A 25,885-nucleotide genomic window follows, 5' to 3' on the forward strand; every position below is an offset into this window, starting at 1 on the left:
CGATCGCGACGCGATTCGGGGGCTTGCGGCGGCCTCACCGCTTGTAGTCGTGGCCGAGCGCGAGCGCGAGGGCGTTCGCGAACAGCAGGCCGACGAACAGCAGACCGGGAGTGCCTTCGAGCCCCATGTAGAGGAGCACGGGGTAGGCGGCCGGGATGGCGATCGCCGCCCAGAAGGCGGCGGCCTTCATCGTGCCGGTCATCAGCCCGGTCACCTGTCGGCCGGAAGCGAGGCGCGTGGGCGCGGGGATGGACATGGATACTCCCGACTACCACCGGTATCCACATATAGCCCGCAGAGGGTTCGGACCATTTCACCGACCCCCGGCGACGTTTTAAAACGCTCTCAGATCCGCTCTAATACTTCATCGATTTCTCTCACGCTTTTTCGGATATCAACGACGATCGTCGAGGAGTCGGTTCGATCGCGGCGAGACGAGGGCGATGCCGGCGCTCGATCGGATTGCGCTCGATCGGATCGCGTTCGATCGGAGACGGTGCCCGACCCGAGCCCCGGTCGACCGGAGACCGCACCGGCGTGACACAGAGAGGTCTTTGCGTCTACGGGAAGCCCTTATGTGGGGCCGTCGTAGCCACGCCCGACATGACCGAACTCACGCGCCGAACGGCGATATACGGCATCGGGACGGGCGGCGTCGCCGCGCTCGCCGGCTGTACCGACGGGACCGATCCCGGAGACGGCGGCGACGGGAGCGACGGGAGCGACGGCGGAACCGGCAACGGGACCGACGGCGGAACCGGCAACGGGACCGACGGCGGCGACGGCGGCGACGGCGTCACCGACACGGCGGTCCGACAGGCCGGCGACGCCCTCTCGGGACCCGCGTGGGACCGCGAGTCGCGGCGCGGCTTCTGTGTGCTGTTCACCGCGGAGGACGAGACCCGGTGGCTGTTCGACGACGCCCCCGCGGAGGTGGGGGAGTTCGTCGAGGCGACCGACTTCGACGAGTCCGTGCTCGCGTACGTCGAGTCGGTCGGCCCGACAACCTGCCACGACCGGATCGCGTTCGACGACGTCGGCGTCGAGGACGGGACGCTCGTCGCGAGCGCGACCGTCGAGAGCACCGCCGCGGACGAGGAGGCGTGCGGCGAGGCGATCACCTTCTCCGGCGCGCTGCTCCGGGTCACCGCCGATCCCCTGCCCGACGCGCTCCGGCTCTCGCTGACGGACGGCTGGGGCGAGACCGCGGAGCTGACCGGCGAGGAGGGGATCCGCGACCCGGAGGCGCTGCCCGGCGGCGTCCGCCCGGACGGCGACCCCCCGAACGTCCCCGCCTCGTTCGAGTGCGAGACGGAGGGGTTCGAGCGGCACCCGCAGTGGTACGAGGGCGAGGTCAACTGGGGCGGCGGCGGGGGCGCGGGCAGCGACGCGGGCGGCGACGGACCGCTCGCGCTCCGAGCCGTAATTCCCGGGGACGACGACCCCGCCTCCGAGCAGATGGCGATCGGCCGCGGAACTCGCTTCAGGATCGAACTGACGAACGTCTCGAGACGCCTGGCCTACGTCGGCAACCAGGGGAAGTACAACCTCGAACTGCGGACCGAGGCCGGATGGACCGAGATCCGCGGCGGCGGCGAGGGCGCCACGTTCGAGTACACCGACGAGGCGCTCGTCGTTCGACCGGGCGAGACGCTCACCTGGGAGTTCGAGATGACCGAGTCCGGCCTCGTCGCGGACGGTCCCCACGCCGACGCCCTCCGGGTCTGTCCCGACTTGGTGCCGGGTCGCTACCGGTTCGTCTTCTTCGGCGCCGCCGACATCGCGATCGCGTTCGACTACGTCGGGTAGCGGGATCGGATATATCGATACGGTGGTTCAGTCGTTTAGAAGTGATCGAGTGGCGTCGCTGGCGGCTATCCACAAGTGAAAGGCGGTGCCGTGGAGGGGGGCCTCCAAAGCCCCAGTCGCTCGCTTATAAATGGTTGCTGATAAACCGTCGGTGAACCTCTCCAAAGCCCCAGCCGCGAGGACTCGCGCACCTCGCTGTGCTCCTCAGTCGCTCACTTCGTTCGCTCCCTGCGGTGCTTGCGTCGGTGTGCTTCGTCCTCGCGGCTGCCCCTTTGAGTCCCCCCGACCGCACCACCGGAAGACGTTCCTGCTCGCTTCGCTGCGCGGGCTGCGACTTCCGTACTCCCGCTCGCTCCCGGTGGTCGCTCGCGGGACCGCAACCGCGCCTCACACCTCCCCAGCCTCGTCGGTCGGCCGGAGAAACGCGGAGGCCGACCGACTCCAGCGAGGGACCTTCGGTCCCTCTGGCAGTCGGACGAAGCCCGACGACCTCGCGCATGCTGGCTCGCGGCCGCCGCACTGCTCTTTATAAGCGATCGTCGCTGTCGCTCGTAGCACGTTCACCAGCGCCGTCTCACACCCGGATCTCGATCAGCAGGTCCGACTCGGGCGACTCGCCCATCACCGAGCGGACGCGCTCCCACGAGAGTTCGGCGCGGGCGGTCACCGTCTCGGCGGCGATCGCGCCGCACGCGTTCCCCACGAGCAGCGGCACCTGGTAGTCGCGGGGGTCGTGCGAGAACCCGTCGCGGGTGATCTCGGGGTCTCTCAAGGCGGCGCCCAGGAACCCGGCCGCGAACGCGTCGCCGGCGCCGACGGTGTCGACCGCGTCGACGTCGAACCCCGGGTGCGACACGTCGCCGTGGGGGGTCCGGACCGTCGCGCCCTCCTCGCCGAGTTTGATCGCGACGACGCGGTCGTCGGGCTCCCACGGGTCGATGTCGGTCGAGTCGGCGAGCGCGTCGGCCTCGGGGGCGTTGAGGAAGAGCACGTCCGTGGCGTGGAGCGCGGCCTCGAACTCGCGGTCGCCGACCCGGCGCCCCGGGTCGAAGCTTCGGGTCGTCCCGGCCTCCGCCGCGGCGGTCGCGAGCGCGGCCGCGGTCCCCGGCTGCTGGCCGGTGAGGTGGAGGTGATCGGCCGCCGTCAGCGTGTCGCGGTCGAGCTCGGCCGCGGTGAACGACTCGTTGGCGCCGTCGTTCGCGAGCATGAGCAGCTCCCCGCCGCCGTCGACGATCGCGTACTTCACCGAGGTCGGCTCGTCCGCGTCCACGAGGACCTGTCCGGGGTCGACGCCGGCGCTCGCCAGCTCGCGGAGCGCGAGCGCGCCCGACTCGTCGCCGCCGACGCTCCCGTAGACGACCGACTGGCCGCCGAGGCCCACGAGCCCGACCGCGACGTTCGCGGCGCTGCCGCCGCCGGACTGTTCGAGCAAGTCGATGCGGGTCTCCCCGTCCGGCTCCGGCAGCTGATCGACGTGGATCGTCACGTCCCAGTTGATGTGGCCCGCCGAGATCACCTTCGGGACGCGGTCGGCGGACTCCGGTTCGAGGTCGGGGTCGGCGTCGACGGGGTCGTTGTCGCCGCCCCCGTCTTCACTGGCGCTCCCATCGGCCTCAGCCCCGACGTCGGCGTCGGCCCCGTCGCCGGCGACGGAGTCTTCCCCCTCGCCGGCCTCCCACTCGGAGACCTCCTCGTCCCACTCCGCGAGCTCCTCCTCCCAGTCGTCGGTCCCGTCGCGTCCCGGGCCGTCCCCGCTCATGGCTCGGCCCACGGCTCGGCGGCGCCCTCGCCGAACAGCTCGCGCATCAGCGTCACGATGCTCTCGGGTGGGAACTGACCGTGTTCGGTGACGATCGCGTCCATGTATCGCGGCGGCGTCACGTCGAACGCCGGGTTCTCGACCGTGATCTCGCCGATCTCCTCGCGGGCCGCCGGCTCGATCACCTCGTCCTCGTCGCGCATCTCGATCTCGACGGTGTGGCCCGTCAGGGTCTCCGGGTGGAGCTTGATCGTCTGGGCGGCGGTCATGATCGGGACGCCGCGCTCGCGGGCGTTGACCGCGAGCCCCGAGGTGCCGATCTTGTTGATGACGCCGCCGTCCGCGGCGATCGAGTCGGCGCCGACGACGACGTGGTCGACCTCGTCGAGGTACCGCCGCGCCGCCGAGTCGACGATCATGGTGACGGGAACGCCGATGTCCCGGAGCTGCTCGGCGGTGATGTGGCCCTGCAGGCGCGGGCGCGTCTCCTTGACGACCGCCGAGATCGACTTCCCCTGCTCGACGGCGGCCTCGACGCAGGCGAGCGCGTCCGTCGAGTGGCAGTGGGTCATCACCGTGTCGCCGTCGGCGAGGCGGTTCGCGCCGACCTGCCCGAGGTCGTCCTGCGCGCGATCGAGTTGGCGGACGAACGCGTCGCTCGCGTCGACGACGCTGCGGCGGAGTCCGTCGACCGCCTCGCCCTCCATCCGCTGGAGGACGTAGCGGAGGGCGTTCGGCAGCGACACGGCGGTCGGTCGCGTCTCGCGGAGGGTCCGCGCCGCGGCGCGCATCGACGCTCGGAAGGCGGCGGGGTCGCTCGCGGTCTCACCGGAGTCGGCCGCGGCCTCGGCCTGCGCGGCGAGCGCCTCGGCGGCCGCGGACGCGATGGCCGCCGCGCCGCGGGTCTCCATCGTCGCGATCGATTCGGCGGTCTCCCGGACCGGGGCCGCCGGCTCTCTGTCGGTCATACCGGTCCAGTAGCCGCCCCCGGTATTTATAAAACCGGGCAGGAGGCGGTCGGGTTACGAGTCGTCGGCGCCCGGCTGTTGGCCGTAGCTCTCGAACCGCTCCTCGACGGTCGCCATCTGCTCGTCGGAGAGCACGTGCGGCTCGCCCACGGCCGACGCCCGGAGGTAGAGCCGGCAGAGGTCCTCGACGTGGTGGGTGTTCTCGACCGCCGTCTCGACGTCGGGACCGGTGACGACGAGCCCGTGGTTCGCGAGGATCGCCGCGTCGGAGTCGGCCTCGCCCATCGCGGCCACCACGTTCGCGGCCAGCTCCTCGGTGCCGTACGGCGCGTAGTCGGCCAGCGGGACCTCCCGCCCGACGGCGGCGATCATGTAGTGGACGGGCGGGAGCTTCCGGTGGAGCGTCGCCATCGTCGTCGCCCACGGGGAGTGGGTGTGGACGATCGCGCCCGGCCGGTCGTGCTTGTAGATCCCCGTGTGCATCGGCACCTCGCTCGACGGGGCCATCCGACCCGCCAGCCGATCGCCCTCCAGCGAGACCACCGGCACGTCGGCCGCGTCGAAGGAGTCGTAGGGGACGCCGGTCGGCGTCACCGCGACCGAGTCGCCGTCGCGGACGCTCAGGTTTCCGGTCCGGCCGGGCGTCAGGTCCGCGAGCGCCGGCGCGTACTCCACGACCGCCTCGCGGGCGTCGCGCAGGAGGTCGGGGTCGGCGTCCGCGCCGGAACCGGAGTCATCTCGGCTCACGCCGCCACCTCCGTCAGGTCGGCGAACGAGTCGAGCCGGTAGTCCGGGCGCCGGTCGCCGTCGAGCTCGTCGGCGGGGGGAGCATCGCCGTCGGCGACGAACAGCGCCGTGTCCATCCCGACCGCGTTCGCGCCGGCCACGTCGGCGCCGACGTTATCTCCGACCATGAGCGCCTCGCTCGGCCGGCGGTCGAACGCCGCGAGCGCGGTCGTGAAGGGGATCGCGCTCGGCTTCTCGCGGCCGACCTCCTCGGAGGTGACGAGCCGGTCGATCCGGTCGTCGATCGCGAGCCGCGAGAGCTTCCGCAGCTGGACGCGCGTGGTGAGGTTAGTCACGACGGCGATATCCGTCCCCGCCTCGGCCAGGGCGTCGAAGACGCGCTCGACCCCGTCGCACAGCTCCATCTCGCTCGCGTACCCCTCCCAGTACGCGTCGCCGAGCGCCAGCGCGTCGGCGGCGTCGTGCTCGCCGGCGTGGCGCCGCAGCGCGCGTTTAAAGTAGATGTGCCGGTCGTGGGAGGCGGCGGTCTCGCGGGTCTCGCGCTTCGTCTCCCGGCGCCCGGCCGCGTACAGTTCGTCGAACGTCTCGCGGTCCATCTCGTACCCCCGCTCGCGGAACGCCGCGAGGGCGGCCCGCTTACCCGCCTCGTTGCAGGGGGCGTACGGGTACAGGGTGTTATCGAGGTCGAAGAACACCGCCTCGTAGCTCATGCCCTGCCTCGGTCCGGCGGTGACTTAAGCGTGATTCGACGGCGGGGCGCGGAGCGGCCGCGACGGTGCGGGGCATTTCCGACGATGCGGGACACCCCGACGACGTCGCTTAACACCGATACCGCGACCAAGACGCCCGTGACGTGAGCGACGCCCCGCGGCGGCCGAGGCGGGAGCCCGGCGCACCGCCGCGGAAAAGCGACCGCGCCGGCTGTCCGCCACCCCCCGCCAACGACTTTCGACAGCGACGCCCGCCGGCGAGCGATCGCCCGCCGGCTACTGCTCGTTCATCGCCTCGCTGGCGATGTTGCGTCCGCGGGAGTTCAGCGCCACCTCGCGACGCACCCGCACCTCCTCGACGACTTCGAGGTCGATCAGCCGCTCGAACGTCTCCTCGACGGCGTCGACGTCCATCCCGAGGAACGACGGGATCTCGAACGGCGAGACGCCGGAGTAAAGCGCCATCAACACCTCTCGGTCGCGGCTGGAGAGGTCGACGTTCGTCGACGAGCGCTCCTCGCCCTTCCGGAGCCACGCCTCGACGAACCGCATCCGGCTGGGGTCGCCGGCGATGTGGGTCTCGATGCTGGTCCCCTCGTCGTCGGTGTGCGACACCTCGATCACGGGCTTCTTCTCGCCGTTGACGGTGCGTTTCGCGGCGTCGAGCCCGCTGATGTCGTCGAGGTCGAACTTCACGAACGCGCCGCTTTCCAGGGCCGCGTTGAGCCCGTTCTCGTCGATCTTCACCCGCGCCTGCTCCCATTCGGTCTCCTGGACGACGCCGCCCTCGATTGCGGGATGTTTCGCGGTCACCGTCCGCTGGTCGAGCAGCGCCCGGTACACGTCGCGCTCGAACGACTCGTGCTCCGAGGCGGCGACGAGCAGCACCTGATCGCCGAGGTCGAAGCTGACGTAGTTAGAGACCCGCGCGACCGACTGGTTGGCGTCGTGACGCCCGCCGAGCCCCTCGAGCTTCGAGAGCGGGATCGTGCGCTTGCCGTCGTTGCCGGCCAAGATCAGCCGGCGGTTCGATAAGAGCACGCGTCCCGCCGTCCACGAGACGTCGCTCACCTTCCGCCCGTCGCGGACGGCGACCGCGAACCGCGCCTGGGTGTCGGCGACCTTGTACTCGCCGCCTCCGTCGGACATTTACGGACCCCCCGCCCGGAGCTTCGAGACCGCCGAGAACACCCGCTTCCGGACCGCCGGGCTCTCGTCGTCGGTGAACTCTTCGAGCTTGTTGAGCGTCTCTTGGCCGCCGACTTGTCCGAGCACGAACACCGCTTTCGCGCGGGCGTCCTCGGGGTGTTCGGTGCCGAGCCGGTCGAGGAGCCGGTCCTCGACGGTCGGCCCGCCGAGGCTCTTGAGGCTGGTGGCCGCGAACTGCGCGGTCTGCGCGTCGTCGTCGGCGAGCGCGTCCGCGAGCGCCTCGACCGCGACCGCCGACTCCGGCTCCGCGACCCGACCGAGGATCCACGCCGCGTTCCGCCGTTGACGGCTCTGCTGCCCGTCGGTGAGGATCTCGACGAGCGGCTCGACGACGGTCGCGTCGTCGGCCTGCTTCAGCTCGGAGACGACCTGATCGCGGACGGCGTGGCTCTGCTGCGTCGGCACGTTCGAGAGCAGCTCGATGACCGAGTACACCGCTGCGTTGCGCACCACCGCGCTCTCGTCGCCGAGCGCGCGCGCCAGCGGCTCGACCGGCTCCGGGTTGTTCGCCTTCCCCAGGGCGCCGGCCGCGATGCGCCGGAGCGATTCGTCGGAGTCGTCGAGCAGGTCGAGCAGCGGCGCGAGCGCCTGATCGGTGCCGACGTTACCGAGCGCGTTCGCGGCGGCCCGTCGGACCCGCGCGTCGTCGTCGTCGAGTCGCTCCGCCAGTCCGGGGATCGCACGCGGATCCGCGTAGGTCCCGCAGGCCTGACACGCGCGGAGCCTGACGCGGGAGTCCTCGTCGTCGAGCGCCTCGACGAGGTGTTGAAGGCCGCTACCGTCGTCGAGCCGGCCGAGCGCCTTGGCGGCGGCCATCCGGAGCTCCGGGCGGTCGGCCCGCAGCGCGCGGGCGAACTTCCGGGCGGTGACCCACTCCGCCTCCGATCCCTTCGTGCCCGTGAGCTCCGCGAGGAGCTGTTCGAGCGCCGCCTCACCGACCTCGTCGAGCGCGTCGACCGCGGCCCCGCGTACCTGCGCGTCCTCGTCGCCGGTCGCGGCGCGCAGGAGCACGTCGATGGACGGCTGGTCGTCCGGATCGGCGACCTCGCCGAGGAATTCGGACGCGCGCTTCCGGACCGCGGCGCTGTCGCTGCCCATGGCGTCTCTGAGCCGTTCGGCGTTCCCGTCTCGCGCGTGCTGGTACAGCGACATCAGACCCTCCGGAACACCCGCCGGCGCTTGTCGATCGGGTCGTACCTGTCCGAGCGGTCCGGAGGGACGCTCTCGGTCATGCCGAGGACGAGCACGCCGTCGTCCGCGAGCGACGCCTCGAGCGTGTCGAACAGCGCCCCCTTGTGGTCCACGTCGATGTAGATCAACAGGTTGCGACATAACACCACGTCGAAGGGGTCGCGCGCGCCGTCGCGGATCAGGTCGTGCGTCTGGAAGTCGACGAGCCGCTGGACTTCCGGGCGCACCCGGAACGCGTCCTCGTCGCGCTCGACGTAGCGATCGGGGTCCGAGAGCGGTTCGAGCTCCGCCGCGATGTCGGTCGTGCGCGTGGTGTGGTAGACGCCATCGCGGGCGTTGTCGAGCGCCTCCTCGCTGATGTCCGAGCCGAGCACCTCGACGCGAGACTCGTCGATATCGGGGTCGTCGCAGGCTAACATTGCGACCGAGTACGGCTCGCGGCCGTCGGCCGAGGGGGCCGACCAGACGCGGACCCGCCGCTTTTCGTCGGTCCGCTCGCGGAGCACGCCTCGGAGCACGTCCCACATCTCCGGGTTGCGGAAGAACTCCGTCACGTTGATCGTGAGCGCGTCCATCAGCGCCTCGCGCTCGCCGTCGTCCTCCCGGAGCAGTCGCTCGTACTCGGCGTGCGACTCGGTGTCTCGCCGGCGCATCCGAGCGGTGATCCGGCGGTCGAGGTACGACTCGTTGTAGTAGCCGGGCTCGAACGGCACCGTGTCGTTGATCTGCCTGAGGACGCCCTCGAACTCCGTCTCGGTGTCGCCGCTCATAAGCTCACCACGTCGAGGACGGCCACGACGTCACCGTCGCCGAGGACCGCCGTGCCGCTGAGGCCCGGCGTCCCCGACAGCGGCCCGTCGAGCGGTTTCACGACCACTTCCTCCTGATCGAGCACGGCGTCGCAGTGGAGCGCGACCTGTCGGGTCTCCTCGCGGATCCGCACGAGCATCCCCTCGTCGGTCACGCCGCCGTCCGTCGTCGCGGAGGCGGACTCGCCGTCAGCGTCCGCGGCTCCTCCCTCGTCGCCGGTTGCCGCGTCGGGCCCGCCCGGTCCGCCGGCGCCGGTTTCGGACCGGACCGCCGCGGCGCCGCCGTTCGCGAGCCGCTCGTTCAGCCGGATCACGGGGTAGAGATCGTCTTCGTGGCGGACGATCTCGTCGCCATGGACCTCCTCCACGTCGTCCGCGCGGGCGACCTCGGCGATCGACTTGATCGGGATCCCGTACTCCGTGCCGCCCACGTCGACGAACATCACCTTCACGATGGCGACGGTGACGGGGAGCCGGAACCGGACCGTGGTCCCCTCGCCCGGCTCGCTCTCGACCGAGACCGAGCCGTCGAGGTCGCGCGCGGTCGTCCGGACCACGTCCATCCCGACGCCGCGCCCGGAGACGTCCGTCACCTCTTCCGCGGTGGAGAAGCCGGGGTGGAACACGAGGTCGTAGACCTCGTCGTCCTCCATCGCCTCGACCGCCTCGCGGCTCTTGACGCCTTCGTCGACCGCCTTCTCGCGGAGCTGGTCGGCGTCGAGCCCGCCGCCGTCGTCCCCAACCTCGATGATGACGTGATCACGCTCGCGCTCGGCCGTGAGCCTGACGTGTCCCGTCGGGTCCTTGCCGGCCGCCTCGCGCTCCTCGGGGGTCTCGATCCCGTGGTCGACCGCGTTCCGCAGGACGTGGACGAGGGGATCGCGCATCTCCGTGAGGATGGTGCGGTCGAGCTCCACGTCGGAGCCCTCGATCTCGAAGTCGATCCGCTTGTCGAGGTCTCGCGAGATGTCGCGGACGAGCCGCGGGAACGAGTCCGACACCTGCGAGAACGGGATGAGCCGCATGTCCATCGCCGTGTCCTGCAGGCTGGACGCGAGCTTGTCGAGCTCGTCTAACGCGTCCGACTGCGCGTTCAGCTCCTCTAACTCCCGGCGGAGCTTGATCCGGCTCGTCACCAGCTGCTCGACGAGCCCGTACAGCTCGTCGACCTGATCGACGTCGACCCGGATCGACTTGATCTCGTCGCCGGACTTGGAGCCGGACGGCGCGCCGTCGTCGTCTTTGCTGGCCGAGTCGCCCTCGGAATCGTCCGCGTCCGCATCGCCGTCGTCGACTGCGTTTCCGTCGTCTGTGTCGCCGGCGGCGGTGGTATCGCCTGCCTCCGCAGTCGCGTCGCCCGCGTCGCCCGCTTCGTTACCTTCGCCGTCGTCGCCGTCTCCGACGGGGGCCGTCGCGATCGACTCGACCTGCGTGAGCGCGCCGATCCCCTCGGCGACGACCGCTGGGTCGGCGTCGCCGACGAAGGCGTCGAACCGCTCGTCGTACTCGCCGTCCTCCAGCGTCTCGGCGTCGGGAACCGTGACGTACTCGCCGAACTGATTGCCGAGCGCCTGCACCACGAGCGCCGCGTCGACGCCCGCCATCGCGGTCTCGCCGATCGTCACGTCCGCGTAGACGACCGGGTCGTCGAGGGCGGCCGCCGCGTCGGGGACCTCGGGGACGGCGACGTCGACCGCGTCCGCCGTATCGTCCTCAGCGGCGGCGTCGCCGCTATCTTCATCGCCCTCGTCGCCTTCGTCCGCGTCGCCGTCGGCACCGCCCGCGTCGGCCTCGTCGCTGGTCTCCGCCTCGTCGCCGGCGTCTCCGTCCCCGCCGCCGACGGTCCCGTGCTCTTCCATCTCGCGGAGGCGGCTCTCCAGATCGGAGGGGTCGGTCGACACGTCGCCCGTGTCCGCGATCTCCGAGACCATCGCCTCGACGGTGTCGACCCCCTCGAAGAGGAGGTCCATCAGCTCGGGCGTCACCTCGCGGTCGCCCTGCCGGACCGCGTCGAGGAGGTCCTCGAGGGCGTGCCCGAAGTCGGAGACGTCCTCGTACCCCATCGCCGCGGCGTTGCCCTTGAGCGTGTGCGCGACGCGGAACACGTCGTCCATCGCCTCGGCGTCCTCGGGGTCGGCCTCCAGCGCGAGCAGGGCGTTGTTCAGGTCCGTGATCCCGTCTTCCGCCTCGGCGACGAACGCGGCGCGGTGGGAGTCCATCAGGCCTCACCCCCCACGATAGCGCCGGCCACGTCGTCGAGGTCGCGGACCTCGTCGACGCCGCCCGTCTCCACCGCGCGCTTCGGCATCCCGTAGATCACGCAGGTGTCCTCGCTCTGCGCGATGGTCCGCGCGCCCGCGTCGGCCATCGCTCGGATCCCCTCCGCGGCGTCCGATCCCATCCCGGTCAACACGACGCCCACGAGGGGGCCGTCGACGACCTCGGCCGCCGAGCGCATCGTCACGTCCGCGGCGGGCGTGACCGACTGCGAGTCGTCCTCGTCGAGCTTGACGCGGAGCCGCCCGGACCGGTAGCTGTCGATCCGGGTGTGGCTCCCGCCGCGGGCGACGAGCGCCTCGCCGGAGCCGATCCGGGCGCCGTCGCTCGCCTCGCGCACGTCGTACGCCGAGGCCTCGTCGAGGCGGTCGGCGAACCGCGACGTGAACGCCTCCGGCATGTGCTGGACGACGACGACCCGACAGTCGGCCATCGGCAGCGCCGCCATGACGCGCTCGACCGCGTTCGGTCCGCCGGTCGACGCGCCGATCACGACCGTCAGCGGCCCGTCGACCTCGGCCGTCGGGGTCGGCGCGGACGGGGCTGACGGTCCCGAAACCGCCGCCTCCGAGCCGCCCCCGGCGGCCTCGCGCTCGCGGCGGTCGCGCGTCGCCGCGGCGAGGTCGGCGCCCGCGACCGACCGGACCGCCTCGACGAGCCGGTCCGACTCGCGGGAGACGCCGGTCGAGACCTCGCCGCCGGGCTTCGAGAAGAAGTCGACCGCCCCACGCTCGAGCGCCTCGAACGTCACCTCTGCGCCCTCGGCGGTGTGCGCCGAGAGCATCAGCACGGGCGTCGGCGTCTCGTCCATCAGCCGCTCGACGGCTTCGAGCCCGCCCATTCCCGGCATCTCGACGTCCATCGTCACGACGTCCGGACGCGTCTCGGCGACCACCGACAGCGCCTCGGCGCCGTCGCCCGCCTCGCCGACGACCGCGACCCCCGCGTCGGTCAGGAGGTCGGAGATCAACCCTCGCATGAACGGCGAGTCGTCGACGACAACCACCCGCAAGGAGTCGTCGCGACCGCCTCGCCGATCCGTCGTCCTACTCATGTACGGAAGCGGGCCCAGAATCAGCATAAATGCACGGACCCGGTAATCACGCCTGATAATTCAGGGGACACGGTTATTGGTCCCTTCGCCGCAGACACGTCCATGGCAGCCATCGAGACGGACGCCGAACCCACGAAGGTGCTGGAGTTCGGACTGGGCGAGGGGACGTACTGTCTGGACATCGGCGTCATCGACGAGATCGTCGACGCCGGCGAGCTCACGCGGATCCCCAACTCCCCCGACCACGTCGAGGGCGTGATGGATCTGCGGGGGCGCACGACCACGATCGTCGACCCGAAGACGCTCTTCTCTATCGACGAGGAGGGCCCCCGCGAGCGGATCGTCGTCTTCGACGACGCGGAGATCGACGAGGGCGGTACGGTCGGCTGGATGGTCGACGAGGTGTTCCAGGTGCGCGACGTGGCCCCGGAGAACGTCGATCAGGCGACGACCGTCGACGACGAGGGTGTCAACGGGATCGTCAAGTCCGACGACCGCTTCGTGGTCTGGGTCTCGCCCGACATCGACGAGATCGCTGACCTCGACGCGGCCGACCTCGACGCCGCCGAGCTCGGCGCGGAGAGCGAGGACGCCGAGGCGTAAGGCGTCGGTCGCCGGCCGCCGACCGTTCGCGGACCGTCCGGCGATCGATCCCCGATCGTTCTCACCCGTGAGAACCGGGTGCCAACCCTTAACCGGTGACCGACGAGTCGATCCGTATGCGCGCCTCAAGCGGCGTTCCCGGGTTCGACGACCTCGTCGACGGCGGCTTCCCGGAGAACCGCCTGTACGTTGTCAGCGGCCCTCCCGGCAGCGGGAAAACGACGTTCTGCTCGCAGTTCGCCGCGCAGGGCGCCCGCAACGGAGAGGACGTGCTGTACATCAGCATGCACGAGACGAAGGAGGGGATCCGTCGCGACATGGGCGGGTACGACTTCGGGTTCGACCGCGCGCTCGACTCCGACCGGATCACCTTCCTCGACTCCTTCTCCTCGGACGGTCGACGCTTCTTCGGCCTACCGGGCGAGCGACGCGACCACTCCGGGGTGACGAACCGGCTCACGGGCTTCATCAACTCCCGCGACATCGACCGGGTCGTCTTCGACTCCACCATGCTGTTGCGGTTCCTGCTCGACGACGACGAGGACACGATGATCCAGCTGCTCTCCTCGCTGAAGCGGACGGACGCGACGACGCTGCTCATCTCCGAGATGACCGATCCGAGCGCCTACTCCGAGGAGCACTACCTCGCGCACGGCGTCGTCTTCATGCACAACTACCTCGAGGACGGCGGGATGCAGCGCGGGATTCAGGTGCTGAAGATGCGCGGGACCGACCTCGACACCGACATCCAGGGCGTCGAGTTCACCGACGGCGGGCTCCGGGTCGGCGAGGCCGCGGCGGTGGACCGCTGATGTACGACCGGACCTTCGGCACGGAGTGGGACGATCTCGACCGCGAGGAGGCGGTCGAGCGCGCGTTCGCGCTCGGGGTCGCGGACGGCGTCGGCAGCGAGCGGCCGGCCGAGCTCGACCGCGTGCTGGAGAACTTCGAGAACGCGTACGACCGGAGTCTGATCGAGCTCTCGTACGACGAGGGACGGACGAAGGCGCTGGATATCGCCGCCGAGGCCGACGACGCCGAGGCGGTCTGGAACCGGCTCGTCGACGGCGGGGGCTCCCCCCGCGGTTCGCCCGTGTCGGCGGCGCTCCCTGGAGCGATAACGGAACTGACACTCACGAGGCGGCCCCGCGAGGGTCCCCCGTCCTCGCTTGACTTCCCGTCGATGCTTCGGAAGTGATCCCTCGGAAGGGTTTTACCCGATACCGCCTCATGCCAGACACATGACCGTGCTTCCCGACGCTGTCCGCGACGCCGACAGCGTGCTCGTCACCGGGCCGCCGATGAGCGGGAAGTACGACCTGTTCAACCGACTGCTCGCCGAGTGGTCGACCGGACCGGTCGTCATCTCCACCGGCCGCACCGCGGAGAAGGTCCGCGAGGACTACGAGTCGATCACCGGGAGGGACGGCGACGACGTGGTCGTCATCGACTGCGTCACCCACGAGCAGGGCGACAAGCGCGACGACACGCCGACGACGAAGTACGTCGCCAGCGCCGGCAACCTCACCGACATCGGGATCAAGTTCACCGACGTGGTCGAGTCCTCCGCCGGCCGCGACCGCGCCGTCGGCGTCTACTCGCTGTCTCAGCTGTTGATGTACTGGGACCCCGAGCGAATCTACCGGTTCACCCGCGTGATGACCTCGCAGACCTCCGGCGAGGGGTGGCCGTTCGTCGGCGTGGTCAACTCGACCGCCCACGACGAGCAGGTGGTCCACACCCTCCACGAGCCGTTCGACGTGATCGCCGAGACCCGTGTCGAGGGCGACGCCCGGGAGTTCCGCGTCCGCGGTCGAGTCGGGCAGCCCTCGGAGTGGACCTCGTTTTAGGGATCGGGATCTTTTGAAACCCTCTTCAGAGACGTTCTCGTCCGAAATAGTCGATCGCTGAAGCGGCCTTCTTGATCGATAGCGGGAGTGGATATAGTACGTTGTGAGTGTGGTTGTTTATAAGCCGGATTGTGGTGTTGCTGTCGGCTGTTTATAAGCGATCGACTTCGCTCCGGAGGAGACCTCCAAAGCCCCAGCCGCTGGGGGCGGCGCACGCTCGCTGCGCTCCTCGGTCGCTCGTGTTACTCGCTCCCTGCGGTGCTTGGGTCGCCTGCGCCGCCCCCAGCGGCTGCCCCTTTGAGTCCCGCCCGTACCGCACAGCCTCACGCCTCCCCAGCCTCGCCGCTCGCTCCGCTCGCGGCGTCCCTCGCGCGGTGCTGCTCGGCCGCGAGGCGGCCTCGCAGGCACGCGCCGACCGCAACCGAATTTATAAGCGATCGTCGCCGTCGCTCACAGTCTTTTAAATATCGTCTCAACGCTGCCGATCTGCAACATCCACTTCCGCTATCGCTCGCCGCGGTGGCTGTACTGACTGCACCCGGATCGGACTCCTTCCCCTGATCACCCGATCAGCTCGAACTCGGCGGCCAGCGGCGGGGCGTCGACGATCCCCCAGTAGACGAACCGGTACGTGCCGGCCCCGAGCGGCGGGCACACCCTCAGGTCCCGGTCGGGGACCGCGGACGCGATCGCCGCCTCCTCTAAGTCGATCGACCAGATGTACGCGCCGCTCGGGTCGAGCGTCTCCTCGTCTCGGGGGAGCTCGACCGCCTCGCCGGCGGCCGACCCCCGGACGTCCAGCCACCCCTCGCCCGTCTCGCGCTGGAGCGAGTAGGCGTGCCTCCCGAGGACCGTCCCCGGCTCGTCGCCGGTGTTGCGGAACACGAGCCGCAATGACTGGCCGTACGTCTCGGCGTTCCCCTCCGCCGACAGCTCGAACCGCGTCTCCCCGGCGTCGACGATGGTCCCCTCGACCGGTTCGTCGAAGGGGGCCGTCAGCCGGACGAACGCGTCGTCCTCGCAGGTCAGCGTCTCCGGGATCCCCTCGGGGCCCTGGGGCCCGTCTCCCGCGGCGAAGTCGAGGCACCCGGCGACGCCGACCGATCCGACGGCGGTGAGGGTCGCCGCGCTCGTCGCCAACAGATCCCGTCGCGTGCGCTCCATGCGACCCGTTGGGAGGCCGCCGGCTTGAACCGCACGCGTCGGTTCGGAGCGTGACAGGTGGTCTCAAAGGGTCGTGACAGGGGGTCTCGCTCCGGCGCCGGTTCGGAACCGCTTTCCCGGCGGCCGGCGCATGGCCGCCCATGGAGCTGTTCGGATCCAGCGGCATTCGCGGGGTCGCGCTCCGGTACCTCACGCCGGAGCTCGTCCTCGAGATCGCGAAGGCCGCCGGCACGACCTGGGACGCCGACCGGGTCGCCGTCGCCCGCGACACCCGCACCACCGGCGAGCTGTTCGCCAACGCCGCGGCGAGCGGGCTCGCCGCGGTCGGCTGCGACGTCGACCGGCTGGGCGTCGTCCCGACGCCCGCGGCCGGCAACTACTGCGAGTCGGCCGGCGTCCCGTGCGTGCTCGTCACCGCCTCGCACAACCCGCCGGAGTTCAACGGGATCAAGCTCGTCGGGGACGACGGCGTGGAGCTGTCGGTCGACGTGCTCGAACGGATCGAGCGGCGGGTCCTCGACGACGACTACGACCACACGGACTGGCGGAACGCGGGCGCCACGTCCCGGGTAGAGGGCGCGGTCGACGACTACGCGGACCAGCTGATCGACGCGGTCGACGCCGAGGCGATCGCCGACGCGGACCTCACGGTCGCGGTCGACCCCGGTCACGGCGCGGCGTCGGTGGCGTCGCCGCGGATCTACCGGGAGCTCGGCTGCGAGGTGCTGACCGTGAACGCGACGCCCGACGGCCACTTCCCCGGCCGGGATTCGGAGCCGGTCTCGGAGAACCTCGAGGACCTCCGGCGGCTCGTCGCGACCACCGACGCCGACGTGGGGATCGCTCACGACGGCGACGCGGACCGGGCGGTGTTCGTCGACGAGGACGGAGAGTTCGTCGACGGCGACACCTCGTTCGCGGCGATGGCGGACGCCTGCCTCCGCCCCGGCGACGCCGTCGTCAGCGCGGTGAACGTCTCACAGCGGCTCGTCGACGTCTGCGACGCCAACGACGCCGACCTCGAGCTCACGCCCATCGGGGCGACGAACATCATCACCCGAACGCGCGAACTCCACGAGGAGGGCGTGCGGGTACCGATCGCCGGCGAGGGGAACGGCGGGCTGTTCTTCCCGCCGTACCGGCTCTCCCGGGACGGCGCGTACATCGGCGCGCGCTTCCTCGAACTGCTCGCGGCCGCCGACGGCCCGGTCAGCGAGACGGTCGCCCCCTACGCCGACTACCACTTCGTGCGGCGCAACGTCGAGTACGCGGACGACGACGAGCGCGACGAGATGCTGTCGGCCGCGCGCGCCTACGTGGAGACTGCGGACGCGGAGCCGAACACCACCGACGGCTACCGGCTCGACTACGGCGACGCGTGGGTGCTCGTGCGTCCCTCCGGCACCGAGCCGAAGATCCGGATCTACGCCGAGTCGGCCGACGCCGACCGCGCGGAACGGCTCGCGACGGACATGTACGTCGCGGTCGAGAGCGGGCGGTAGGGAGGATCGCAGGCGTTCGAGAGCAAGACACCCGTCAGCGACGCCGACCGATCACTCGGTGACGGCGGACGCCGCCGGCTCCGAGGGGCACTTCGCCCACCGCATCGCGGCCGCGGCGTCGTTGAAGGGCTCGGCGTCGACCCCCTTGACGTCCATCGTCCGTTCGAGGTACCGCCGCTTTGGGCGTTCCGCGACCACCGCGAACCGCGTCACGCCGCGCTCGGCGGCGGCCCGCGCCGCGAGCCGGAGGGTCCGGCGGCCGGCGTCCGAGCAGGGTCGCGTCGTCCGCACGACGAGCACGACGGCGGTCACTCGTCGCTCGGCCGCCAGCGCCCGCCACCGATCGAGCAGCGCCTCGCCGTCCGACGGGGAGAGCCCCGTCCCGTGCGGGAGCTCGACGACGAGCACCCCGTCGTCGACCCGGATCGACCAGCGCTCGCTCGGTTCCATGTCACTTCTTCTCACCTGTCGGCTGATAAATGTACGGGGCTAGATATCTACTATGATAATCAAGAAGTGTCAGTGGTCGTTCCGAATGGCGCTCAAAGGGCGCTCACATCGGCTCTCACGCCCGTCTCTCCGATTCGATAACTGCTCCGCACCTCGGTATCGGTCGTGAGACCTACCGCCTCACGAGAGGCGTTCGACGAGTAATCCGCTCGATCGTCGATAGCGCCGTCCGTCGCCACCTGACAGTTCCCGTCGGCGGTGAGCGTCGGTTTATAAGTCGCAGCCGCTATCGACGACGCTCGGTCGCCCCGTCCTCGGCTTTGTCGCGGCCGGCTTCCCCGTCCCCGTCTACCGCCTCGACGACGGCCCGCGCGAGCGCTTCGAAGTCGGCGTCGTCGGGGACCACGTCGACGTCGATCCCGCGTTCGGCGGCCGTCTCCGCGGTCGGCGGCCCGATGGCGCCGACGACCGCGTCGTTCAGCCCGTCGATCGCCGCGTCGCGGACTCCCCGATCTTCGGCGGCGTCGAGGAAGTGAGTCACCGTGAGCGACGAGGTGAACGCGGCGGCGTCGAGGTCGCCCGCGGCGGCCAGCGCCGCGGACTCGCCGGCTCCCTCCGGGCGCGTCAGTCGGTACAGCACCGTCTCGGTCACGGTCGCCCCGGCCTCGCGGAGCCCGTCCAAGAGCACGTCGCTGCCGTGGTCCGACCGCGCCACCTCGACGCGCTCGCCGTCGACGCGACCCGAAAGCGCCGCCACCAGCCCGGCGGAGGTGTACTCGTCCGGCACGAGGTCGACGGTCCAGCCCGCCGCCCGCGCCGCGTCCGCGGTCGCGGGACCGATGGCGACGAGCGTCGCGTCGCCCGGTTCCCAGCCCGCCTCGGCGGCGAGTTCGACGCCCGTCTTGCTCGTGAGGACGACGTACGGCGCTGCCCCGGACGCGGCGGGCACCGCGCCCGTCGGCTCGACCGCGAGCATCGGGTCCGCGACCGTCTCGGCGTCGAGCGACGCCAACAGTTCCTCCGCGTCCTCGATCCGCTCGTCGGCGGGGCGGAAGACGGCGACGCGGGGGGCGTCGGGATCGCCAGGGGCGTCAGCGTCGCCGCGAGCTTCGTCCCCGTCGCTCACGCCCCGTCACCTCGCTCAGCGTCGTCGTTCCGGAGGTACCCGACGACGCGGTCGCGCGTCGCGGCCACGTCGCCGATCACGGTGATCGCGGGCGGCTCGATCCCCGCCTCGTCGCGGACCTCGACGATAGTGTCGAGGGTGCCGGTCGCGACGCGCATGTCGGGCCGCGTCGCCCGCTCGACCAGCGCGACGGGGGTGTCGCCGTCGAGCCCGGCGTCGCGGAGCTCCGCGGTGTACGCCGGGAGCTTGCCGACGCCCATCAGCACGACGAGGGTGCCGCCGGTGGCCGCGAGCGCGTCCCAGTCGACCGCCGACTCCTCCTTCGTCGGGTCCTCGTGGCCCGTGACGAAGGAGACGGAGGAGGCGTGGTCGCGGTGCGTCACCGGGATCCCGGCGACCGCGGGGCCCGCGATCGCGGAGGTGACGCCGGGGACGACCTCGAAGGGAATCTCGGCGTCCGCGAGGTGTTCCGCCTCCTCGCCGCCGCGCCCGAAGACGAACGGGTCGCCGCCCTTCAGGCGGACGACCGACTTCCCCTCCCGCGCCAGCTCGACGAGGCGGCGGTTCGTGTACTCCTGCGGGGTCCACTCGCCGCCGGCCCGCTTCCCCACGTCCTCGCGCTTCTCCTCGGGGATCCGTCCGAGGATCTCCGGGCCGGGGAGCTTGTCGTGGAGCACCACGTCGGCCGACTCGATCAGGTCGGCGGCCCGCACCGTCAGCAGGTCCGGGTCGCCCGGGCCTGAGCCGACGAGGTACACCGTTCCGAGGGAGTCCCCCTCACTCATCGTTCGCCTCCTCCTCCGTCCCTTCCCGGGTCCCCTCGTCCGCCTCGGCCTCCGTCTCCTCGCGCGCCGTCTCGATCAGGTCCGCGGCGCCTCTGTCGGCGAGGTCCGCCGCGAACTCCTCCGCCGCCTTCGCGTGCGAGCGGATCGGGAGGTCGCGGGTGTCGGCCACCTCCTCGGTGCCGTCGGTCGAGAGCACGCGGACGCGGGTGTGGACGTGCTCGCCCTGCACGAGCGCGGAGACGCCGATCGGGGCGACGCAGCCGCCGTTGAGCTCGCCGAGGATCGTGCGTTCGACGGTGACGGCGACGCGGGTCCGCGGGTGGTCGACCGCGGAGCGAACGTCCTCGATCACGTCCGGGTCGGTCGCGGTGACGGCGATGGCGCCCTGCCCGGCCGCGGGGACGAACTCCTCGCGGGGGAGCCGCGTCGTGGGCACCTCGTAGAACAGCTCCGAGCGCCGGAGCCCGGCCTCAGCGAGGACGATGGCGTCGTACTCGGTCTCGACCTTCCGCTCCATCGCCGAGCGTTCGAGGTCCGAGAGCGAGTCGAACCACTCCTCGACGCTCCGGTCGAACTCCTCGTCGACCTCGTCTCCCGCTTCCACGTTGTTTCCGTCGTTTCCGTCGCCTTCGTCGTCGCCGAGCGCGTCCCAGTTCGGCTCGTCGGCGTCGCTCTCGCCGTCATCTCCCTCGCCGCTCTCTCCACCTTCCTCCGCCGTCGCCGCGCGCGCCTCGCCCGAGGCGATCAGCCGTCGCTCGTGTTCCGCCTGTAACCCCGGCGCGAGCAGCTTCTCGATCCGGGTGTCGACGTTGCCGCGGAGGGGTTCGACCACGAGATCGGGCCGGGCGGCCTTGATCTGGGCGGTCCGCCGGAGCGAGCCGGTGCCGACCACCGAGCCCGCGGGGAGGTCCTCGATCGCGAGGCCGTCGGGGTGGACGAGCACGTCGCCGGAGGGCGCGCGCTCGGGGACGCCGGCGATCACCACGTCGTCCATCCCCTCGGTGGGCACGTCCTTCAGCGAGTGGACGGCGAGGTCGGCGTCGCCGGAGAGCACCTCCTCGTCGAGCGCGCGCACGAAGGCGCCGGTCTTACCGAGGCGGTGGATCAGCTCGTCGGGGATCTGGTCGCCGCGGGTCTCGACGCGCCGGATCTCCACGTCGCGTCGGCGGCTCGACAGGGCGTCGCGGACGGTCCCGGCCTGCCGGAGGGCCAGGTCCGATCCGCGCGTCGCGAGCCTGAGCGTATCGGTCATACCCGGACTGAGGTTCCCCGCGTTCAAAAGGGCACTAGTTCGGGCGTGACGTTGGCGCGGGAGCGGAATACGGGATCGGGGCGTGTGTACGTATCACGAGCGCTAAGCCGTCTGAGTCGTCGATGACAGTGAGAGAGTACATTTCGTGTGTTCTCCGAGGCGGTTGCAGTCCGTGTCGGATATTCGATCCCGCGAACCGTGAGAGTAGGTTTCGTGTGTTCTTGGGATGTTGTGTGGCGTGTCGGATACCCTAGATCTGCAAGCTGCTCGAGGCGAGCCGCTCGAAGTGAGTGAAGTGAGAGAGTACATTTCGTGTGTTCTCGAGAAACCAACGTAGAAAACCGAGAGCAGCAGTCAATACAGGTGACTCACTGAACGCTCAGTACGCCCGTTCACCGAACTGGTGATTCGTCCGATTTGACGCGAAATAACCAACAAACAAGCTAACATCCACTGAAGATGTCGCCGACGAGCGGCGTTTCTGCTCAGTGTTGGACTTCTGCCCAACGCTTATGGCGTTGGGGTGTGTCCCAACACGTAAGGGATGCCCCCAGAGCCGCTCTTCCAATACACGCACGTCGAAGCCGGCCTCGTCGAGAACGTCGTGCTTCGGCCGACTGACGACACCGAGACGTACCCCTCGGGTTGGAAGTACACGCTCCATCTGGGCACCCTCGACGATCTCACGCTCGTCCGGTACGACAACTCCCACGAGGACACGAAGGGGCACGAGCATCACACCGCAGCCGGCGATCTCGACGGCGTCGAGTTCCCCGGGATGGAGGAGCTGCTCGTCGAGTTCTGGGCGAGCGCGGACGAGTACTGGGACGCTGTCGGCGGCGACCCGCCCCGGCCACACTGATCGAACACCACCCGACCCACCGCCACCCCGACCATGACCACACTCCACATCACCGTCGGCGACCGAGAACAGACCCGTCAGGACGCACTCCAATTCGTCCAAGGCGTCGAGGCCGACGATCTCGACGACCAGGACGGAAAAGCGACGCTCCAGTTCGGAACCTACGATGACCTCGTCGACAGTCTCACCCCGCTCCGCCTAGAGCTCATCCGAGCGATCGCTGAGGAAGCTCCCGAAAGCATGCGCGAAGCGGCACGGCTCGTCGAACGAGACGTATCCGACGTCCACTCTGACCTGAAGCAGTTGGAAGTACTGGGTATCCTGACGCTCGAAGCGGGCGGCCCCAGCGGCGCGATACAACCGATCGTCCCATTCGACCGCATCGAAGTCCACATCGACTACCCGCTCATCGATAACGGCGATGCCGACAGCGCCCCCGCGAGTGCGTAGTCGGGTCGTCTCAAACTGGGAGGATTCTCAGCGATCAATTCGCAGATCTCATCGACCAGCTGTTTCAGACGATGATATCTCCGAAGGATAGTATTTCAACACCGCCAACCAAAGTGTTCTCGTATTTCACAGAACACACGAAACGTACTCTCTCGTACGCGAGATCATAACGAGATTTATAAGGACGAACCAGCGGTGAAGCTCTCTAGATCCACCTCCGAGACACTGGCAACACGTACCGGACCGAAGGGGTGTTAGTGCTCGGGGCCCAACTCCGGGTAATGGGAGTTCAGGAACAGTACCCGTTCGACGTCGAGGCCGTCCGCGCCGACTTCCCGATCCTCGATCGGAAGGTCGGCGGCGATCCGGAGACGCCGGGCGAGGGGCCGGGCGACGACACCCCGCTCGTCTACCTCGACAACGCGGCGACGTCGCACACGCCGGACCCCGTCGTCGACACGATCGCGGACTACTACCGCGGCTACAACGCCAACGTCCACCGCGGGATCCACCAGCTGAGCCAGGAGGCCTCCGTCGCCTACGAGGAGGCACACGACACCGTCGCCGACTTCATCGGGGCGTCGGGCCGCGAGGAGATCGTCTTCACGAAGAACACCACGGAGGCGATGAACCTCGTCGCGTACGCGTGGGGGCTCGAAGAGTTAGGTCCCGGCGACAACGTCGTCCTCACGCAGATGGAGCACCACGCGTCGCTCGTCACCTGGCAGCAGATCGGCAAGCGAACCGGCGCCGACGCCCGGTTCATCGAGGTGACCGACGAGGGGCGGCTCGACATGGAGCACGCCGCGGAGTGTATCGACGACGACACGCAGATGGTGTCGGTCGTCCACGTCTCGAACACGCTGGGCACCGTCAACCCGATCCCCGAGATCGCGGCGATGGCTCACGACCACGACGCGTACGTCTTCGCGGACGGCGCGCAGTCGGTGCCGACGCGCCCGGTCGACGTCGAGGACCTCGGCGTCGACTTCCTCGCCTTCTCCGCCCACAAGATGTGCGGCCCGACCGGTATCGGGGCGCTGTACGGCCGCGAGGAGATCTTAGAGGAGATGCAGCCGTACCTCTACGGCGGCGACATGATCCGGCGCGTCTCCTTCGAGGACTCCACGTGGGAGGACCTGCCGTGGAAGTTCGAGGCCGGCACGCCCTCGATCGCGCAGGGGATCGCCTTCGCGGCCGCGATCGAGTACTTAGAGGATATCGGCATGGAGAACGTGCAGGCCCACGAGGACCTGCTGGCCGAGTACGCGTACGACGAGCTGACCGACCTCGGCGGCGTGGAGATCTACGGCCCGCCGGGCCACGACCGCGGCGGGCTCGTCGCGTTCAACGTCGAGGGCGTCCACGCTCACGACCTGTCCAGCATACTCAACGACTACGGCGTCGCGATCCGCGCCGGCGACCACTGCACCCAGCCGCTCCACGACGAGCTCGGCGTCGCCGCCTCCGCGCGCGCCTCGTTCTACCTCTACAACACCGTCGAGGAGGTCGACGCCTTGATCGAGGCGGTCGGCGAGGCGCGCGACCTGTTCGCGTAAGCGCGGCCTTTCGGACACCGATAGCGCGCTCGACGCAGATCGTTTCGGGGCCCAGTCGTTTGCTTGTGAGTCGGCATTCCTCAGTTGAGACACGGGTGGATACTAAAAAGAGCCAGTCAGGAGACGGAGCGGAGGTTGTCTACCTAATCAAAGATTTTATATATTATATATTTAGTTCGCCTAGTATGGGTTTGTTTGACCGATTTAAAAAGTGGGAGTGTGCCAATTGCGGGAAAAAATACCGCTCAGAACCAACAGAGTGTAACAACTGCGGACATACGGTATATAATCAGATTTAGCAATTCAGGCGCAGAACTTCTGCGTCGCGTAGACCTTGTCGTCTTCTGTGAGTTCGATACCAATTCCGGTTTGTGACCACTCTTGTCGAAGCAGATTTTCGCGGTGTCCCGGTGAGTTCATCCACTGAGTAACGAGTTCCTCGGCGAGAGTTTCTTCATCCCCGATGTATACCTCTCCTTCCGATGTTTCTACTCGTTTTTGGTACCACGACTGTGCAACGTTTTCACCGCCGAAGTTGCAATTTGCCATTGCGAGACGTTCATCTGTGGTCGATCCCGGGAGATCGTGCGCTAGTTCGTCATGTTCGACCATATCAACGCTGTGTAACCGGGCTTGTTCTTGCAGACTAACCGACGATGAAAGTCTCGACAATTCCCTCTCTGCCCTTCTCTCGTTGATGTCCTCTCGAACGAGCCGCTCGACTTTCTGCTCGTCGAGCTGTCCCGGTTCGGTAGCGTTCAACGCTGTATCCGCCAGCGGGGAGACGATCTCCCCGGGAGATGAACCGACAGGACCCACGCCTATCTGACCAGCGAGTAAGAGTGCGACACCGATTATTAGGGCCAGTTTAGTCGCTTTCCAGACGCTGTCAGCTGGATATGTAAATACGCGTTTTACGAAACCGGTCACTGATGAGGCCAACCACATTAGCACACCCACTACGAGCCAAAAAGCGTTTGAGAACCCACTACTCTCGGAGTTTTCATCTTTAGACATCTGGTTTTTGTCTGAACTATCACGAATTATTGATCCATCAGGTGCGACATCAGGTGACCCTGCAGTATCAACATCGTTTTCTTGTTGATCGGTTGGGGCACCTGCCGTGGGAGGATCAAAGCACTCCGAGCGGTGTGCGCCGATGTGTTCACCGCAGTACACCTCCCCACAATACGGACAGCCCGCGATCTCATGATCGCGTAGCGGTGTTCCGCAGGTTTGGCACTCGGCTGTTGACTTCGGCTTCTCGTCGGCAGGGTGTTTTCGAGTGCGTTTCGTGGAGTCTGAGGCGTCGACGTTTGATAACCGAAAATCGTCTTTAAACCACGGCCCTACATCTCCCTCTTCACGCTTCAGTCGGCGTTCTGCCTTCTCAACTTCAAGAGCGACACAATCATGCGATTCGGGTAGTCGACACTTGGTACAAAATGTGCCGTTACACCGACTGCAGGTATACTCAAGGGCCTTCAACTCGCGACCGCAGTGGTCGCACTCCATACTCTTCGGTGAACCGGGTTTGGTATAGATTTATTGATAAAATTTCGCACCTGAACATTCGCCGGAACACGGATGGAGTGCTAAGCTGGTCCCGAACGTCGACATGCCGGAGGTCCATTTCGATTCCGGTCGCGATCCCACCGAAGTTACCAGCAACCGCAAGCGTAGCGGTCGATGAGGTGCTGAGTTCGGTTGTGAGGCGATCCCGGTGTGACCGGTTGTACCGAGTCGTGC

The 25,885-nt window shown here is 68.9% G+C and carries 25 protein-coding genes; 9 read left to right on the plus strand and 16 right to left on the minus strand.

Annotation, left to right across the window (positions count from 1 at the left end; all coding sequences use genetic code 11):
- Positions 1–34 precede the first annotated feature (34 nt).
- Complete coding sequence (locus tag EDM04_RS06790) at positions 35–256, minus strand: hypothetical protein (RefSeq protein ID WP_123620430.1); 222 nt, start codon at positions 254–256, stop codon at positions 35–37.
- Between the two features lie 347 nt (positions 257–603).
- Here EDM04_RS06790 and EDM04_RS06795 point away from each other — a divergent pair, with 347 nt between their 5' ends.
- Positions 604–1,809, plus strand: a complete 1,206-nt coding sequence (locus EDM04_RS06795) for a hypothetical protein (RefSeq protein WP_123620432.1) — start codon at positions 604–606, stop codon at positions 1,807–1,809.
- A 574-nt stretch (positions 1,810–2,383) separates the two neighbouring features.
- Here the strand turns inward: EDM04_RS06795 and EDM04_RS06800 are convergent.
- From EDM04_RS06800 to cheB, 9 genes are all read right to left on the minus strand, one after another.
- Positions 2,384–3,568, minus strand: coding sequence for a carbohydrate kinase family protein (locus tag EDM04_RS06800; protein ID WP_123620434.1), 1,185 nt, complete (start codon positions 3,566–3,568; stop codon positions 2,384–2,386).
- A complete protein-coding gene (locus EDM04_RS06805) occupies positions 3,565–4,536 on the minus strand; it encodes a ribose 1,5-bisphosphate isomerase (RefSeq protein WP_123620436.1) in 972 nt (323 codons plus the stop codon). The genes EDM04_RS06800 and EDM04_RS06805 overlap by 4 nt, the downstream gene beginning before the upstream one ends.
- Positions 4,537–4,590: 54 nt before the next feature.
- A complete protein-coding gene (locus EDM04_RS06810; RefSeq protein WP_123620438.1) occupies positions 4,591–5,283 on the minus strand; it encodes a class II aldolase/adducin family protein in 693 nt (230 codons plus the stop codon).
- On the minus strand, positions 5,280–5,993 hold the full coding sequence (locus EDM04_RS06815; RefSeq protein WP_123620441.1) for an HAD family hydrolase: 714 nt from the start codon (positions 5,991–5,993) through the stop codon (positions 5,280–5,282). The genes EDM04_RS06810 and EDM04_RS06815 overlap by 4 nt, the downstream gene beginning before the upstream one ends.
- Positions 5,994–6,269: 276 nt before the next feature.
- Positions 6,270–7,142: a CheF family chemotaxis protein gene (locus tag EDM04_RS06820; RefSeq protein ID WP_123620443.1), complete on the minus strand. Its 873-nt coding sequence runs from the start codon at positions 7,140–7,142 to the stop codon at positions 6,270–6,272.
- Complete coding sequence (locus EDM04_RS06825; RefSeq protein WP_123620445.1) at positions 7,143–8,354, minus strand: HEAT repeat domain-containing protein; 1,212 nt, start codon at positions 8,352–8,354, stop codon at positions 7,143–7,145.
- The gene (locus tag EDM04_RS06830; RefSeq protein ID WP_123620447.1) at positions 8,354–9,163 is read right to left on the minus strand and encodes a protein-glutamate O-methyltransferase CheR; all 810 of its coding nucleotides are present in this window, start codon (positions 9,161–9,163) and stop codon (positions 8,354–8,356) included. The genes EDM04_RS06825 and EDM04_RS06830 overlap by 1 nt, the downstream gene beginning before the upstream one ends.
- Complete coding sequence (locus tag EDM04_RS06835; protein WP_123620449.1) at positions 9,160–11,421, minus strand: chemotaxis protein CheA; 2,262 nt, start codon at positions 11,419–11,421, stop codon at positions 9,160–9,162. The genes EDM04_RS06830 and EDM04_RS06835 overlap by 4 nt, the downstream gene beginning before the upstream one ends.
- Positions 11,421–12,533, minus strand: coding sequence for a chemotaxis-specific protein-glutamate methyltransferase CheB (cheB, locus tag EDM04_RS06840; protein ID WP_206424435.1), 1,113 nt, complete (start codon positions 12,531–12,533; stop codon positions 11,421–11,423). Before cheB ends, EDM04_RS06835 begins: the two co-directional genes overlap by 1 nt.
- Before the next feature lie 102 nt (positions 12,534–12,635).
- Here cheB and EDM04_RS06845 point away from each other — a divergent pair, with 102 nt between their 5' ends.
- From EDM04_RS06845 to EDM04_RS06860, 4 genes are all read left to right on the plus strand, one after another.
- Positions 12,636–13,136: a chemotaxis protein CheW gene (locus tag EDM04_RS06845; RefSeq protein WP_123620453.1), complete on the plus strand. Its 501-nt coding sequence runs from the start codon at positions 12,636–12,638 to the stop codon at positions 13,134–13,136.
- A 116-nt stretch (positions 13,137–13,252) separates the two neighbouring features.
- Positions 13,253–13,948: an ATPase domain-containing protein gene (locus tag EDM04_RS06850; RefSeq protein ID WP_123620455.1), complete on the plus strand. Its 696-nt coding sequence runs from the start codon at positions 13,253–13,255 to the stop codon at positions 13,946–13,948.
- Positions 13,948–14,334, plus strand: a complete 387-nt coding sequence (locus tag EDM04_RS06855; protein ID WP_123620457.1) for a hypothetical protein — start codon at positions 13,948–13,950, stop codon at positions 14,332–14,334. Before EDM04_RS06850 ends, EDM04_RS06855 begins: the two co-directional genes overlap by 1 nt.
- A 43-nt stretch (positions 14,335–14,377) precedes the next feature.
- Positions 14,378–14,986, plus strand: coding sequence for a hypothetical protein (locus tag EDM04_RS06860; RefSeq protein WP_123620459.1), 609 nt, complete (start codon positions 14,378–14,380; stop codon positions 14,984–14,986).
- A gap of 561 nt (positions 14,987–15,547) precedes the next feature.
- Here the strand turns inward: EDM04_RS06860 and EDM04_RS06865 are convergent.
- Entirely contained in the window at positions 15,548–16,150 is a 603-nt protein-coding gene (locus tag EDM04_RS06865) for a hypothetical protein (protein ID WP_123620461.1), read from the minus strand.
- 140 nt (positions 16,151–16,290) lie between these two features.
- Between EDM04_RS06865 and glmM the strand changes: the two genes are divergently transcribed.
- Entirely contained in the window at positions 16,291–17,652 is a 1,362-nt protein-coding gene (glmM, locus tag EDM04_RS06870) for a phosphoglucosamine mutase (protein WP_123620463.1), read from the plus strand.
- A 51-nt stretch (positions 17,653–17,703) separates the two neighbouring features.
- On the opposite strand, the gene EDM04_RS06875 is transcribed toward glmM, so the two are convergent.
- The 4 genes from EDM04_RS06875 to hemC form a co-directional block, all read right to left on the minus strand.
- Entirely contained in the window at positions 17,704–18,102 is a 399-nt protein-coding gene (locus EDM04_RS06875; RefSeq protein WP_123620465.1) for a hypothetical protein, read from the minus strand.
- 286 nt (positions 18,103–18,388) lie between these two features.
- A complete protein-coding gene (locus tag EDM04_RS06880) occupies positions 18,389–19,228 on the minus strand; it encodes a uroporphyrinogen-III synthase (RefSeq protein ID WP_123620467.1) in 840 nt (279 codons plus the stop codon).
- Positions 19,225–20,013: a uroporphyrinogen-III C-methyltransferase gene (cobA, locus tag EDM04_RS06885; RefSeq protein ID WP_123620470.1), complete on the minus strand. Its 789-nt coding sequence runs from the start codon at positions 20,011–20,013 to the stop codon at positions 19,225–19,227. Before cobA ends, EDM04_RS06880 begins: the two co-directional genes overlap by 4 nt.
- Positions 20,006–21,265: a hydroxymethylbilane synthase gene (hemC, locus tag EDM04_RS06890; RefSeq protein WP_123620472.1), complete on the minus strand. Its 1,260-nt coding sequence runs from the start codon at positions 21,263–21,265 to the stop codon at positions 20,006–20,008. Before hemC ends, cobA begins: the two co-directional genes overlap by 8 nt.
- A gap of 544 nt (positions 21,266–21,809) precedes the next feature.
- Between hemC and EDM04_RS06895 the strand changes: the two genes are divergently transcribed.
- From EDM04_RS06895 to EDM04_RS06905, 3 genes are all read left to right on the plus strand, one after another.
- Positions 21,810–22,127, plus strand: a complete 318-nt coding sequence (locus tag EDM04_RS06895; RefSeq protein ID WP_123620474.1) for a DUF6516 family protein — start codon at positions 21,810–21,812, stop codon at positions 22,125–22,127.
- A gap of 33 nt (positions 22,128–22,160) precedes the next feature.
- The gene (locus EDM04_RS06900; protein WP_123620476.1) at positions 22,161–22,577 is read left to right on the plus strand and encodes a transcriptional regulator; all 417 of its coding nucleotides are present in this window, start codon (positions 22,161–22,163) and stop codon (positions 22,575–22,577) included.
- 281 nt (positions 22,578–22,858) lie between these two features.
- Positions 22,859–24,136 (plus strand): aminotransferase class V-fold PLP-dependent enzyme, encoded by a 1,278-nt coding sequence (locus EDM04_RS06905; protein WP_123620478.1) that lies wholly within the window; start codon positions 22,859–22,861, stop codon positions 24,134–24,136.
- Positions 24,137–24,439: 303 nt separating this feature from the next.
- Here the strand turns inward: EDM04_RS06905 and EDM04_RS19120 are convergent, their stop codons facing one another.
- The gene (locus tag EDM04_RS19120; protein ID WP_123620480.1) at positions 24,440–25,651 is read right to left on the minus strand and encodes a CAP domain-containing protein; all 1,212 of its coding nucleotides are present in this window, start codon (positions 25,649–25,651) and stop codon (positions 24,440–24,442) included.
- Positions 25,652–25,885 lie beyond the last annotated feature (234 nt).

Source organism: Halorubrum sp. CSM-61, from assembly GCF_003781945.1.
In the GTDB taxonomy this organism is placed as follows: Archaea; Halobacteriota; Halobacteria; order Halobacteriales; family Haloferacaceae; genus Halorubrum.

Excerpts from the sequence above, each read along its gene's own strand:
- EDM04_RS06790 (WP_123620430.1), bottom strand. The coding sequence starts at position 256 with ATGTCCATCCCCGCGCCCACGCGCCTCGCTTCCGGCCGACAGGTGACC.
- EDM04_RS06795 (WP_123620432.1), top strand. The coding sequence starts at position 604 with ATGACCGAACTCACGCGCCGAACGGCGATATACGGCATCGGGACGGGC.
- EDM04_RS06800 (WP_123620434.1), bottom strand. The coding sequence starts at position 3,568 with ATGAGCGGGGACGGCCCGGGACGCGACGGGACCGACGACTGGGAGGAG.
- EDM04_RS06805 (WP_123620436.1), bottom strand. The coding sequence starts at position 4,536 with ATGACCGACAGAGAGCCGGCGGCCCCGGTCCGGGAGACCGCCGAATCG.
- EDM04_RS06815 (WP_123620441.1), bottom strand. The coding sequence starts at position 5,993 with ATGAGCTACGAGGCGGTGTTCTTCGACCTCGATAACACCCTGTACCCG.
- EDM04_RS06820 (WP_123620443.1), bottom strand. The coding sequence starts at position 7,142 with ATGTCCGACGGAGGCGGCGAGTACAAGGTCGCCGACACCCAGGCGCGG.
- EDM04_RS06825 (WP_123620445.1), bottom strand. The coding sequence starts at position 8,354 with ATGTCGCTGTACCAGCACGCGCGAGACGGGAACGCCGAACGGCTCAGA.
- EDM04_RS06830 (WP_123620447.1), bottom strand. The coding sequence starts at position 9,163 with ATGAGCGGCGACACCGAGACGGAGTTCGAGGGCGTCCTCAGGCAGATC.
- EDM04_RS06835 (WP_123620449.1), bottom strand. The coding sequence starts at position 11,421 with ATGGACTCCCACCGCGCCGCGTTCGTCGCCGAGGCGGAAGACGGGATC.
- cheB (WP_206424435.1), bottom strand. The coding sequence starts at position 12,533 with ATGAGTAGGACGACGGATCGGCGAGGCGGTCGCGACGACTCCTTGCGG.
- EDM04_RS06845 (WP_123620453.1), top strand. The coding sequence starts at position 12,636 with ATGGCAGCCATCGAGACGGACGCCGAACCCACGAAGGTGCTGGAGTTC.
- EDM04_RS06850 (WP_123620455.1), top strand. The coding sequence starts at position 13,253 with ATGCGCGCCTCAAGCGGCGTTCCCGGGTTCGACGACCTCGTCGACGGC.
- EDM04_RS06855 (WP_123620457.1), top strand. The coding sequence starts at position 13,948 with ATGTACGACCGGACCTTCGGCACGGAGTGGGACGATCTCGACCGCGAG.
- EDM04_RS06860 (WP_123620459.1), top strand. The coding sequence starts at position 14,378 with ATGACCGTGCTTCCCGACGCTGTCCGCGACGCCGACAGCGTGCTCGTC.
- EDM04_RS06865 (WP_123620461.1), bottom strand. The coding sequence starts at position 16,150 with ATGGAGCGCACGCGACGGGATCTGTTGGCGACGAGCGCGGCGACCCTC.
- glmM (WP_123620463.1), top strand. The coding sequence starts at position 16,291 with ATGGAGCTGTTCGGATCCAGCGGCATTCGCGGGGTCGCGCTCCGGTAC.
- EDM04_RS06875 (WP_123620465.1), bottom strand. The coding sequence starts at position 18,102 with ATGGAACCGAGCGAGCGCTGGTCGATCCGGGTCGACGACGGGGTGCTC.
- cobA (WP_123620470.1), bottom strand. The coding sequence starts at position 20,013 with ATGAGTGAGGGGGACTCCCTCGGAACGGTGTACCTCGTCGGCTCAGGC.
- hemC (WP_123620472.1), bottom strand. The coding sequence starts at position 21,265 with ATGACCGATACGCTCAGGCTCGCGACGCGCGGATCGGACCTGGCCCTC.
- EDM04_RS06895 (WP_123620474.1), top strand. The coding sequence starts at position 21,810 with ATGCCCCCAGAGCCGCTCTTCCAATACACGCACGTCGAAGCCGGCCTC.
- EDM04_RS06900 (WP_123620476.1), top strand. The coding sequence starts at position 22,161 with ATGACCACACTCCACATCACCGTCGGCGACCGAGAACAGACCCGTCAG.
- EDM04_RS06905 (WP_123620478.1), top strand. The coding sequence starts at position 22,859 with ATGGGAGTTCAGGAACAGTACCCGTTCGACGTCGAGGCCGTCCGCGCC.
- EDM04_RS19120 (WP_123620480.1), bottom strand. The coding sequence starts at position 25,651 with ATGGAGTGCGACCACTGCGGTCGCGAGTTGAAGGCCCTTGAGTATACC.